Here is a 10446-nt window from a genome sequence, read left to right on the forward strand (position 1 = left end):
CCGACGTCGACCCGGGCCCGGCGGTCGCCGACCTCGCGGCCCATCCCGTGCTGGGCCCGCTGGTCCGGGCGCGTCCCGGTCTCGTCGTCCCGGGGACGTGGAGTGCGCTGGAGGTCGGCGTCCGGGCGCTGGCGGGTGCCGCCGGGCTCCGGACCGTCGTGGAGTCACTGGGAACGCCGGTGCCCGGCCTGCCCGGCGGGCTCACGCACACCTTCCCGCCGGCGAGCGCGTTGACGGCGCCGGCCCTGCACGACCTCGAAGTGCCGGGCGCGGCCGCGATCGCGGCGCTGGCGGAGGTCGCGGACCACCCGGCGCTGGGCGACGGAACCAGCTTGGGCGCCCTCGAAGCCGTGCCTGGCCTCGGCGACGACCTGCGCCACGACCTGGCGTTCCGACTGGGAGTACGGGATGCGTTCCCCAGCAGTGATCCGGCTCTGCGGACGGCGATCCGGCGGCTCGGGACGCCGGGGGCCACGAGGTGGCCCGCCCACGCCGCGGCCCACCTGCTGGCCGCGGCGTGAACGACGCTCTCTACTTCACCACGATGTAATAGTCGCGGCCGAGGTTCGACCCGGTGCCGCCGGCGGTCCGGCTGTAGACCCGGATGGGGTAGAAACCCGACGCGTCGGGGGTGAAGGTGAAGCTCGCCCGGCCGTCGGCGTCCGCCGGGACCACGGTCGGGTTGTCCCAGTCCTCATTGAAGTAGTAGACGTACTCGACGACGCCCGGCGTGCGCGGGGTCAAGGTGAAGGTGCCGGGGACGCCGGCGCCTCCGCTGCTCACCGAGTCCGGGTAGTCGGTGCTCGCCACCAGAGGAGCGTCACTGGCCGTGTAGCTCCTGCTCGCGGTGCCGGACGTCAACCCCGTGCTGGTCGTGCTCCGCACCTTGAGCGTGTGGAAGCCCAGGTTCGCCGTGACGACGTTCGCGGTCGCGGTTCCGTCGGCGGAGGCCGCGACGGTGGTCTCGGGCCCGTTGTCGACCAGGTAGGTGTACGAGACGACATCGGCCATGCCGGGCGAGAAGCGGACCTCGGCCGGAACCCCGACACCGGTTTCCCTGGGCGCGTTGACCAGGGGCTCGGTCGACTGCACGTAGAAGTGGTGGATGTGCTGGGGCGACCGGTTGCCCGCGGTGTCGACGCTCGCCACGTAGAGGTCCTGCGGGCCGGAAGCCTGCGGCGTGTAGGAAACCGTCGCCGACCCGCCGGGGTGATCCGCCGCCACGAAGGTGCCGGCCGGGTCGGTGTTCCCGTAGAAGAACCCGACTACCGCGTCATCACCGTTGGCGCCGAAGGTGAACGAGCCCGGCACGCCGGCACCCGGGTGCCAGGCACCGTCGTCGGGGTACTCGGCCGACGTCACGGTCGGCTCGGCGACCGAGGTGGCCGCGCTCGCCTGGGCCGGTACGGCGCCCAACGCCAGCACCCCGGCGGCCAGAAGCACGGAGACTCTTCGACGAACTCTCATTGGAAACCCCCTGGGTGAATCCCGTTGTCAACTGCAGCCAAGCACAATCCCGTGCGGGATGCGGAGGGTTTCGACCAGCTTCGAAACCCTGTCGTACTACCGTCGGGGCGTGACTTCCTCCCCGGGCGGACCGTGTTGGCCGTTCTGCTGATCGCGTTGCCGGTGGGCGTGCTCATCGGGACCGTCGGGGTCGGCGGGGTGCTGCTGCCGCCCGCGCTGACCTGGCTCGGCGGGCTCGACGTCCACGCCGCGGCCGGGACCAGCAGCTGGGCGTTCCTGTTCACCGGGATCGTCGGCACCCTCGGGTACGCCCGCCGGCAGGCGATGCCCTGGCGGTTCGGTGGCCTGCTCACCCTCGGGGCCGCGCCCGCCGCGGTCGGCGGGGCGCTGGTCAACGGGCTGCTCCCGGCCGCCGTGCTGTGGCTGGTGCTGGCCGTGGTGACCGCCGGGTCCGGCGCCTACAACCTGTGGTTCCGCGCGAAGACCTCCCGGGTGCGGGAGGACCTGCCCGTCGCCGCCACCATCGGGATCGGCGTGGTCGTCGGGTTCGGTTCGGCGCTGACCGGGACCGGCGGTCCGGTGTTGCTCGTCCCGGCGCTGCTGGCGCTCGGCGTGCCCGCGCTGACCACCGTCGCGGCCGGACAGCTGATCCAGCTGCCGCTCGTCGGCTTCGCGACACTCGGCTACGCCTCGCACGGGTCCGTCCACTTCGGACTCGGCACGCTGCTGGGCGTGCTGGCCGGGTTCGGCGCGCTGCTCGGCACGTACCTGGCGCAACGCCTGCGGCAGCAGCACCTTCACCGGGTCGTGTCGGCGGCGCTGGTCGTCTTCGGCGCGTTCCTGTTCGTCTTGGCGGCCAGGAGTTAGGACGTCAGGCGCACGCAGCACAGTCCCGGCCGCGGGTCGAGGCGTGCGGTCAACCCCTCCGGACCGGCGCCGGCCAGCATGCCCTCCACCAGGGCCAGGCTCATCTCGCAGACCAGCCCCGGGTGGGCCCGGGCCAGCCGGTGGAACGGGCAGTTCCCCAGATCCACCGCACTGTCCCCGGCCCGGGGCTCGAACCCGTGCGCCTCGAGGACGGTGACGACGTCGGACGCCGCGGCGCCCCGCTCCCGACCCAGTTCGCGCGCCCGCAGCGCCAGGATCTCCCGTGGCGAACCACCGCTCTCGCCGGCCTCCTCCACCGCCGTCGCCAGGAGGTGCCCGGCCAGCTCGTAGTCGCGGTCCGGCAGGGAAACCGTCACCTGCCGGTCCGAGCGGCGGTAGAGCTTGGCCGGGCGGCCGGCACCCGGGCCGGTGCGGCCCGTGCGGCGTTCGTGCCCGACGGCGAGGAGCTGGGCGTCCACCAGGCGGTCGAGGTGGAACGCGACGGTCGCCCGGGGCACACTCAGGGCCGCGGCGACGTCGTCGCGGCTCACCGGCGCGGGTTGACGGACGACGTAGTCGTACAGCCGGCGGCGGGTGGGCTCGTCGAGAGCGGCGACCGCGGCCAGCGCACCGGCCTGGGGTTCGTCCATCACCGCACTCTAAAACAAATAACCGTTGACGAAAACCCGGGCGGCCTTCTAACGTCGGTACGACTTGGTTTTAGAAGGAAGGGGCACCCCGTGACCGTCGAACCCATGAGCGAGCCGGTACCCCTCCGGCACCTCGGCGTCGTCCCCGACCGCGACGACTTCGACCTCCACGCGGCCGAGCGCGCCGTCGCCGACCTGCTGCGCGCCCTGGGCAAGGACCCGACGTCGGAGCACCTCGGCGACACCCCGCGGCGGGTGGCGAACGCCTACGCGGAGATGCTGCGGCCGCGGGACTTCAAGCTCACGACGTTCCCCAACGACGAGGGTTACGACGAGCTCGTGCTGGCCAAGAGCATCCCGGTGCAGTCCCTGTGCGAGCACCACCTGCTGCCCTTCCGCGGGGTCGCGCACGTGGGCTACCTCCCGGGCGAGCGGATCCTCGGCCTGTCGAAGCTCGCCCGGGTCGTCGAGCTGTTCGCGCGCGACCTGCAGGTGCAGGAGCGGCTGACCAAGCAGGTCGCCGACTGGCTGCAGGAGCACCTGGCGCCCAAGGGCGTCGGCGTGGTGATCGAGGCCGAGCACCTCTGCATGTCGCTGCGCGGTGTCCGGGCGAGCGGCGCGCTCACCGTCACCTCGTCGCTGCACGGCCTGCTGCGCGAAGAACCCAAGACCCGTCAGGAGTTCTTCGCCCTGACGGGGATCAACGCCTGAGTCAGTTCCGGCGGTGGCGCCCGCCCGGGCCGGTTTCGATCGCCTGCACCCGGGTGACCAGGTCGCTGCGCCGGGCGCGGCGCGCGTACTCCAGCAGCGCTTCCACCTGGGCCTCCGGCAGCCAGCCCTGGTCGGCCCCGATCTCCAGGCGGAGCAGGTGCGTGACCAGCTCGCGAGAATCCTCGTCGCACTCGCCCGCCAGCTCCGCGAACCGCAGCGCCGCGTCGGCCGCGCCGTCACACCACGCCGTCATCGCCAGCAGCGTCGCGGTCGCGGTCAGGATGTCGCCGCGGTGGACGCCTCCTTCCGCGGCCAGGTGCTCGGCCAGCTGGAAGCTGTGGGCCCCGACGCCACCGGCCCCTTCCTCGCGCACCGCTTTCGCGAGCGCGTGGATCTGCTGCGTGACGTAGTCCCCGCTCGAAAACCCCGACATGCCGTCCCCTCCACCCGCGACAGGTCCGTGCGGCCCGTGCGGTCACCCGACAGGTGTACTCCATCCGTGGCCAGATACGTCGGATGCCCCACCGGTTTTCGCCCGACTGGCCGGTGAATCAGCCCGAACGCCCGGGTTCGTTCCGCCGCTGCGAAACGTACACCGCCGCCGACGTCCGCCGCTCGACGCCGAGCTTGTGCAGCACCGACGAGACGTAGTTCTTGACGGTCTTCTCCGCCAGGAACAGCCGCTCGGCGATCTGCCGGTTGGTCAGGCCCTCGGCCACCAGGTCGAGCACCCGCCGCTCCTGCGGGCTGAGCTGCTCGTACCGCGGATCCGGTGCCGAAGCCGTCTCACCCCTCAACCGGTTCATGACGGACGCGGTGAGCGTGGCGTCCAGCAGCGAGCCGCCCACGGCGACCGTGCGGACGGCGTCGATCAGCGAGCGCCCGGAGACCTGCTTGAGCATGTACCCGGCCGCGCCGGCCATGATGGCGCCGAAGAGGGCGTCGTCGTCCGAATAGGACGTCAGCATCAGGCAGGCGGGCGGCGGCTCGACCGTCGAGCGGATCTCGCGGCACACCTCCACGCCCTGGCCGTCGGGCAGCCGGACGTCGAGGATGGCCACGTCCGGGCGGACCTGCGGGATCCGGACCAGCGCCTCGGCGGCCGTGCCCGCCTCCCCGACCACCTCGATGTCCTCCTCGGACTCGAAGACGGTCTTCAGCCCTGTCCGGACCAGTTCGTGGTCGTCGAGCAGGAACACCGCAATCGTCATCGTCCATTCCCCTGTCCGCCGGCGATCCGTGCCGGCAGTTCGGCGGTCCATTCCAGCCGGGACCCGCCCCCGTCGGCGGGCCGCAGCACGCAGCCGCCACCCCACCGTTCCGCGCGGGCCGCCAGGTTGGCGAGCCCGCTGACCCGCCCGGGTCCCTCGGGCGGCCCGGTCCCGTCGTCGCGCACCACCAGGCTCAGCCGCGTGCCGAGCCCGTCCACGATGACCTCGACCGAGCACGACGTCGCCCCGGCGTGCCGCGCGACGTTCGTCAGCGCTTCCCGCAGCGACGCGATCAGGTCGGAGCGGACCGCGTCCGGCACCGCGGCGTCCAGCGGCCCGTCGAAGCCGACACGCGGTTCGAAGCCCAGCGTGTCCCGGGCGTCGACCGCCACCCGCAGCAGCTCGGCGCGCAGGCTCCCCTGCGCCTGCGCGGGTGCCTGCAGCGAAAAGATGCTGTTGCGGATCTCGCGGATCGTCCCGTCGAGGTCCTGGGCGAACCCGGCGACCCGCGCCGCGACCCCCGGGTCGGCGATCAGCCTGCTGACGCCCTCGAGCCCGAGCCCGGTCGCGAACAGCCGCTGGATCACCAGGTCGTGCAGGTCGCGCGCGATCCGGTCGCGGTCCTCGAAGACCGCGAGCTGCTGCCGGGCCTCCTGTGCCCGGGAGAACTCGACGGCCAGCGCGGCGTGCCCGGCGAACGTCTCGGCCAGCTGGACGTCGGCGTCGGTGAACGGCGAGCGGTCGCGGAACTTCGCCACGAGCAGCACCCCGAGGGTCTCCTCGCCGACGATCAGCGGCACCGAGATCGCCGAGTCCAGGTCCTTGATCATCGCGGGCATCGGCCCGGCGCGGTCGCGCTGCTCCTTCTGGACATGCTCGCCGTAGTCCCGCACCACGATCGGACGGCGGGTGGTGAACGCGATCCCGGTCGCGGTGCCCTCGGTCGGGATGGTCAGCCCGGTGAGCCGCTCGGAGTCCTCCCCCGGCGGCTCGACGACGTCGAACACCAGCAGGCCCGGTCCCGCGGGCAGCGCGATCGCCCCGCCGGTGCCGCCGGCCACGACGCGGGCGCGTTCGGCGATCAGCCGCAGCGTCTCGCGCAGGCCCTGGGAGCCGATCAGCGCCTTGGTGACGTCGTAGGAGGCTTCGAGCCAGCGTTCGCGGCGGCGCATCCCGTCGACGAGCAGCGCCTTCTCGACGGCCATCCCGGTCGCGGCGGTCAGCGCGCCCAGCACCTCGCGGCGCCGGCCGCCGAGGCCGTCTTCGCCGGGTTCGATCCGGAACGTGCCGAAGATCTTGGGCCCGGCGCGCACCGGGATCTCGACGACCCCGTTATCGCCACTGCCGCCACTGCCGCCGCCGTCCGCGGGCCGGCCGTGCTCGGCCACCCCGCCGTCGGGTCCGGTGACCTCGAGCCGGCCGTGGCGCGCGCCGACCAGGTCGCACACCGTCGTCACCGCGCGCTGCAGCAACGCGGGCATCTCCAGCTCCCGCGCGATCCCGGCCACCGCGGCCAGGATCGCCGGCATGCCGATTTCGTCCGCCACTTCCCGTTGACTCCGCTGGCGTCGCCCACTCCCGGGGGTATCCCCGGGCCGTCAAGGGTCCCACAGGTGACTGCCCGTGTCGGCCCATGCCGGTTCGTCCATCCGGTGGGTCGTTGGGTGACGTGGCCTTGTTACTCGGCAGCACAAACCATGCGGTGACCGGTGATGGTCTCGACCGGGATCCGCAGAAAACGGCGCCCCGTAACCGAGGGACAGGGGCACAGGCAGGCGATTTCCGCGGCCGAGGCGTCCGGGAACTCCCCCGCCTGGCCGAGCAGGCTGACGAACCAGCCGGCGCCGAGGTCCTCGGCGAACTCGTCGGCTTCGAACGCGACGACGGCGCCCCGCGCGCCGGCGTAGAGCGGGCTGCCGTCGGGCACGGCGAACACAATGGACTCCCCCGCGGCTTCCCGGACGACGGTGAACCGCACCGGGCGGACGGCGGGCATCGCGCGGTGGGTGAAGATCACCCGGCCGAGGCTCGCCGTGCGCAGCAGCGCGAGGCACTGCGCCCGGTCGAGCAACAGCCCGAAGCCCACATCATCAGCCATCTCGTCCCTGTGCTTCTCCTGTGAAAAACCCCGGCCACCAGCGTGATCCGTAACGACGGGCCGCCGGTAGGGCCGTTGGACCCACCCGCGGCCACCCCGGGTACGAAACACAGGTGCCGGCGCCGTCCGCCAGTGCCGAAAGACCCGGGTCCGCACGGGCGCCCGGCACGTGTGGCGGACACGCTCCGCGACCTACGGTTCTCACCGTCCGTTGCCGACCTGTGTCCGAGGGGAGAGTGAGGCCGATGCCGCCGCAACCCGCCGGGGGCGACACCCCACCCACGGCGACGTTCTCCCTCGACACCGCGCTCGTCCGGCTGGCCGTCGGCGGCAACCGGGCCGCAGTGGCGGGACTGCTGCGCGAGCTGCGGCCGATCGTGTTCCGCTACTGCCTCGGCCGGCTCGGCAGCTGGCAGGACGGCTCGTCCGACGCCGAGGACTGCGCCCAGGACGTGCTGCTCGCGGTCGTCCGCGCGCTGCCCGGCTACAAGTACGAGCTCGACGGGTTCCTGCCGTTCGTCTTCGGCATCGCCGGGCACAAGGTCTCCGACTTCCACCGCCGCCGCGCCCGCGACCGCACCAGCCCGGTCGCGGAGCCACCCGCCGGACGCAGCGAGGGCGCGGAGGCCACCGACCCCACGGGGGACGAGGTCGAGCGCTCGGCCGCGCTCGACTGGTCGTCCGGCCTGCTCGACACGCTCCCGCCGCGCCAGCGCGAGATCCTGGTGCTGCGCATCATCCTGGGCATGACGGCCGAGGAGACGGCGGTGGCGGTGGGGCTGAGCAGCGCGGGCGCGGTCCGGGTCGCCCAGCACCGGGCCCTCTCGACCCTCCGGCGCAACCTGCGGGCGAAATCCGCTTCGTAACCCCTTCCCCCGACAGGACCCCGGATGCTCTACCGACTCTGCCCGCCGGCCACGGTGACCTGGTGCGCCGCGCCCGGTGACACGATCCGGCTCGGCCCGGCCGAGCTGGACGCGCTGGTGTGGGCGCCCGCCGAGGAGCACGGCTTCACCGGCGACCTGCTGCGGATCGCCCTCCGGCACGGCGTGCCGTCGGGCACCGGCATCGTCCTGGACGTCCGGCACACCCTGGACCTGGGCCGGGCCGACGAGCTGCGGCGCAACCAGGCCGTGCTCGACCAGGCCCGCGCGGAACTCGGCGAGAGCGCAAGCATGCGGGTGGTCGAGCAGCTCTACCCCGGGTCGTACGAATGGGGTGCGCAGCTCGACGAGCGGGCGCGGGAGACCATCGAAAACGTGGCCCGGAAGGCCGAAGCCGACCTCGCCGAGGTGCTGGCGGCCCCGGTGCGGCCCGAACTGGTCGAGCACTGGCGGCGGCTCGGCGGGCACACCCCGGACTGAGGGCGTGCGATCATGCCCGGGTGCCTCCGCTGCTGATCGTCGTCGGCGGGCTGCCGGCGTCCGGGAAGACCACCGTCGCGACCGAACTGGCCCGCCGCACCGGGTTCTCCTACCTGCGCGTCGACACGATCGAGCAGGCGATCGTCCGCAGCACGCCGCTGCGCGACCCGGTGGGGCCGGTCGGGTACGTCGTCGCCTACGCCGTCGCCGCGGACCTGCTGCGGACCGGCGTCAGCGTGATCGCCGAGTGCGTGAACCCGCTGGCGATCACCCGGGACGCCTGGCGGGACACCGGAACCGCCTGCGGCGCGCGGGTCCTGGAGACCGAGATCGTCTGTTCCGACCCGGCGGAACACCGGCGCCGCGCGGAAACCCGCGACACCGGCATCCCCGGCCACGTTCCGCCGACGTGGCAGCAGATCGTCGACCGCGAGTACGAGCCGTGGACCCGGGAGCGCCTCGTCGTCGACACCGCAGCGCGGTCGGCCGGCGAGGCGGCCGCGATCATCGCGTCGGCTGCCCGACCTTGACGTCGTCGTTGAGGCTCTCCAGCCGGCGGCCGGTGGTGCGCGGGCCGAGGAGCGCGACGTCCAGGGCGACCACCACCAGGGCCCCGGCGACGACCAGGAACAACGTCGTCGCGCCGGACGAGTCCAGCAGCGGCACCAGCACGAACGGCATCGCGCCGCTCGCCAGGCGCGACAGCGAATACGTGCCGCTCGACGCCGTCGAGCGCAATGCCGTCGGGAAGGTGCCCGGCCTCGGCATCCACCGGTTCGACGCGGCGCTGGGTGGCCTCGGCGGCTGCTTCCACCGCTACGGCATCGACGTCGGCAAGCCGGCGCAACTGCGGGACCAGGTGGCGATCGCGGTCGGGCACCAGCTCGGGTCGGCACTCGCGGCGATTCCCGCCGTTCCGGCCGCGTTGCGCTGAATCCGCGAGCAGGCGGCGAACACGGGGGTCGCCAAATGCGGAGACGCCCTTTGAACGCGCGGGCCGGGGTATCTCCACCGGCCGCGGCCGGTGGGCATTCGAGCCGCTTCACTGAGGGATACGGCTGCCGGTTCGGATCGGTTCAAAGAAATTTCCGCGGGTTTCGACACACCCCCGGATGCTGGACAACCACCCGGTCAGGGGCCCAGGATGACCGCCGTCACCCAGTACTTGAGAGCGCAACCAGCGTACACGCACGACTACCGCGCGTGACGCACCCGCGAGCCGCCGCGGACGCGATTCGTGCACGCCTATTTCGCGCGCGCCATTCTTCGACCATTTTTGGGGACCATTCACCGGCGCGTCCGATTACGGAAACGGAAACCGGACCTGACGGTTCGTGATTACCGGAAAGACCTTCTTGCCCGGTGTCAAACCCCGGTGTAGCGTCCATAACGGAACGATAACCACCCGGTCGACGGCGTGGTCACGGGCAGGTGACCACCCGCGTCCACTGATGTCGGGTCAGTGGGCCGGCCGGGCTTCGTTCCTTCCCTGCCGACGTCTTTCCTGATGGGTACGCCCCTGGGCTCGTACCGGTCAGTGTCGCGTTTTCCCGCCAGCCCGACCCGGAGGATCCATGTCCCGCACCCAAGGACGGCATCGCATTTCCCGCAGAACGAAGATCGCCACCGGCGGTCTCGCGCTCGCGATCGCCGTCGGCGGCATCGTCGTCGCCACCACGACCGGCAACACCGGCCAGGCCAGTGCCGACGAAGTCGATCCCGCTCTCTTCGTCGACATCCTGAAGGTGCAGCCCAACCAGTTCGACCCGCGCCCGGTCTACGGCGCGTCGACGGGCACGTTCACCGTCGACTGCGGCCGCAACGAGAACGGCCACTTCAACCCGGACAACTTCATCGCGCAGCCCGGTGTCAAGAACGGCGCCCAGCACCTGCACGACTACGTCGGCAACCTCTCCACCAACGCCGACTCCAACAACAAGAGCCTCGTCAAGGCCGGCACCACCTGCCGCAACGGCGACAAGTCCGCCTACTTCTGGCCGGTCGTCCGCATCGACACCGGCGACGAGGAGAAGGCGGCCGCGGAAAACCCGCCCGCGAAGGCGCCGGACGCCGAGCGG

13 protein-coding genes and 2 pseudogenes are annotated in these 10446 nt (G+C 72.4%); 8 read left to right on the forward strand and 7 right to left on the reverse strand.

Annotated elements, in window-relative coordinates:
• Positions 1–521 (forward strand): annotated as a pseudogene (locus tag ACGFMK_RS48110) (DNA-3-methyladenine glycosylase 2 family protein); the annotation flags it as partial.
• A 10-nt stretch (positions 522–531) separates the two neighbouring features.
• On the opposite strand, the gene ACGFMK_RS48115 reads toward ACGFMK_RS48110, so the two are convergent.
• A complete protein-coding gene (locus ACGFMK_RS48115; RefSeq protein WP_392778521.1) occupies positions 532–1443 on the reverse strand; it encodes a hypothetical protein in 912 nt (303 codons plus the stop codon).
• Positions 1444–1602: 159 nt separating this feature from the next.
• Here ACGFMK_RS48115 and ACGFMK_RS48120 point away from each other — a divergent pair, with 159 nt between their 5' ends.
• The gene (locus ACGFMK_RS48120; RefSeq protein WP_392778524.1) at positions 1603–2334 is read left to right on the forward strand and encodes a sulfite exporter TauE/SafE family protein; all 732 of its coding nucleotides are present in this window, start codon (positions 1603–1605) and stop codon (positions 2332–2334) included.
• Here ACGFMK_RS48120 and ACGFMK_RS48125 read toward each other — a convergent pair.
• Positions 2331–2984 carry a helix-turn-helix transcriptional regulator gene (locus tag ACGFMK_RS48125; RefSeq protein WP_392778527.1) on the reverse strand — a complete coding sequence of 218 codons (654 nt, stop codon included), beginning with the start codon at positions 2982–2984 and terminating at the stop codon, positions 2331–2333. The two genes, ACGFMK_RS48120 and ACGFMK_RS48125, sit on opposite strands and share 4 nt — an antisense overlap.
• A 105-nt stretch (positions 2985–3089) precedes the next feature.
• Here ACGFMK_RS48125 and folE point away from each other — a divergent pair, with 105 nt between their 5' ends.
• A complete protein-coding gene (gene folE, locus ACGFMK_RS48130) occupies positions 3090–3695 on the forward strand; it encodes a GTP cyclohydrolase I FolE (protein ID WP_392778553.1) in 606 nt (201 codons plus the stop codon).
• 1 nt (position 3696) lies between these two features.
• Here the strand turns inward: folE and ACGFMK_RS48135 are convergent, their stop codons facing one another.
• From ACGFMK_RS48135 to ACGFMK_RS48150, 4 genes are all read right to left on the reverse strand, one after another.
• Positions 3697–4128 carry a hypothetical protein gene (locus ACGFMK_RS48135; protein ID WP_392778530.1) on the reverse strand — a complete coding sequence of 144 codons (432 nt, stop codon included), beginning with the start codon at positions 4126–4128 and terminating at the stop codon, positions 3697–3699.
• A gap of 118 nt (positions 4129–4246) precedes the next feature.
• Complete coding sequence (locus tag ACGFMK_RS48140; protein WP_392778533.1) at positions 4247–4906, reverse strand: response regulator; 660 nt, start codon at positions 4904–4906, stop codon at positions 4247–4249.
• Positions 4903–6435 (reverse strand): GAF domain-containing sensor histidine kinase, encoded by a 1533-nt coding sequence (locus ACGFMK_RS48145; protein WP_392778556.1) that lies wholly within the window; start codon positions 6433–6435, stop codon positions 4903–4905. The genes ACGFMK_RS48140 and ACGFMK_RS48145 overlap by 4 nt, the downstream gene beginning before the upstream one ends.
• A gap of 149 nt (positions 6436–6584) precedes the next feature.
• Positions 6585–7004 carry a pyridoxamine 5'-phosphate oxidase family protein gene (locus ACGFMK_RS48150; RefSeq protein ID WP_392778536.1) on the reverse strand — a complete coding sequence of 140 codons (420 nt, stop codon included), beginning with the start codon at positions 7002–7004 and terminating at the stop codon, positions 6585–6587.
• Between the two features lie 245 nt (positions 7005–7249).
• On the opposite strand from ACGFMK_RS48150, the gene ACGFMK_RS48155 reads away from it, so the two are divergent.
• From ACGFMK_RS48155 to ACGFMK_RS48165, 3 genes are read left to right on the forward strand one after another with little or no spacing between them, the layout of a single operon-like run.
• Positions 7250–7870 carry a sigma-70 family RNA polymerase sigma factor gene (locus ACGFMK_RS48155; RefSeq protein ID WP_392778539.1) on the forward strand — a complete coding sequence of 207 codons (621 nt, stop codon included), beginning with the start codon at positions 7250–7252 and terminating at the stop codon, positions 7868–7870.
• Between the two features lie 24 nt (positions 7871–7894).
• Complete coding sequence (locus ACGFMK_RS48160; protein ID WP_392778542.1) at positions 7895–8368, forward strand: hypothetical protein; 474 nt, start codon at positions 7895–7897, stop codon at positions 8366–8368.
• A gap of 20 nt (positions 8369–8388) precedes the next feature.
• Positions 8389–8898 carry an AAA family ATPase gene (locus ACGFMK_RS48165; protein WP_392778544.1) on the forward strand — a complete coding sequence of 170 codons (510 nt, stop codon included), beginning with the start codon at positions 8389–8391 and terminating at the stop codon, positions 8896–8898.
• Here the strand turns inward: ACGFMK_RS48165 and ACGFMK_RS48170 are convergent.
• Positions 8873–9136 carry an MFS transporter gene (locus tag ACGFMK_RS48170; protein WP_392778547.1) on the reverse strand — a complete coding sequence of 88 codons (264 nt, stop codon included), beginning with the start codon at positions 9134–9136 and terminating at the stop codon, positions 8873–8875. The two genes, ACGFMK_RS48165 and ACGFMK_RS48170, sit on opposite strands and share 26 nt — an antisense overlap.
• Between ACGFMK_RS48170 and ACGFMK_RS48175 the strand changes: the two genes are divergently transcribed.
• Positions 9120–9302 (forward strand): hypothetical protein, encoded by a 183-nt coding sequence (locus ACGFMK_RS48175; RefSeq protein ID WP_392778550.1) that lies wholly within the window; start codon positions 9120–9122, stop codon positions 9300–9302. The two genes, ACGFMK_RS48170 and ACGFMK_RS48175, sit on opposite strands and share 17 nt — an antisense overlap.
• A gap of 640 nt (positions 9303–9942) precedes the next feature.
• Positions 9943–10446, forward strand: a pseudogene (locus ACGFMK_RS48180) (hypothetical protein); the annotation flags it as partial.

Source organism: Amycolatopsis sp. NPDC049252 (genome assembly GCF_043197175.1).
Classification (GTDB): Bacteria; Actinomycetota; Actinomycetes; order Mycobacteriales; family Pseudonocardiaceae; genus Amycolatopsis.

What these genes read in the sequence shown, in the direction of transcription:
- ACGFMK_RS48125 (WP_392778527.1), bottom strand. Translation starts at nt 2,984, where the DNA reads ATGGACGAACCCCAGGCCGGTGCGCTGGCCGCGGTCGCCGCTCTCGAC.
- folE (WP_392778553.1), top strand. Translation starts at nt 3,090, where the DNA reads ATGAGCGAGCCGGTACCCCTCCGGCACCTCGGCGTCGTCCCCGACCGC.
- ACGFMK_RS48135 (WP_392778530.1), bottom strand. Translation starts at nt 4,128, where the DNA reads ATGTCGGGGTTTTCGAGCGGGGACTACGTCACGCAGCAGATCCACGCG.
- ACGFMK_RS48140 (WP_392778533.1), bottom strand. Translation starts at nt 4,906, where the DNA reads ATGACGATTGCGGTGTTCCTGCTCGACGACCACGAACTGGTCCGGACA.
- ACGFMK_RS48145 (WP_392778556.1), bottom strand. Translation starts at nt 6,435, where the DNA reads ATGCCGGCGATCCTGGCCGCGGTGGCCGGGATCGCGCGGGAGCTGGAG.
- ACGFMK_RS48150 (WP_392778536.1), bottom strand. Translation starts at nt 7,004, where the DNA reads ATGGCTGATGATGTGGGCTTCGGGCTGTTGCTCGACCGGGCGCAGTGC.
- ACGFMK_RS48155 (WP_392778539.1), top strand. Translation starts at nt 7,250, where the DNA reads ATGCCGCCGCAACCCGCCGGGGGCGACACCCCACCCACGGCGACGTTC.
- ACGFMK_RS48160 (WP_392778542.1), top strand. Translation starts at nt 7,895, where the DNA reads ATGCTCTACCGACTCTGCCCGCCGGCCACGGTGACCTGGTGCGCCGCG.
- ACGFMK_RS48170 (WP_392778547.1), bottom strand. Translation starts at nt 9,136, where the DNA reads ATGCCGAGGCCGGGCACCTTCCCGACGGCATTGCGCTCGACGGCGTCG.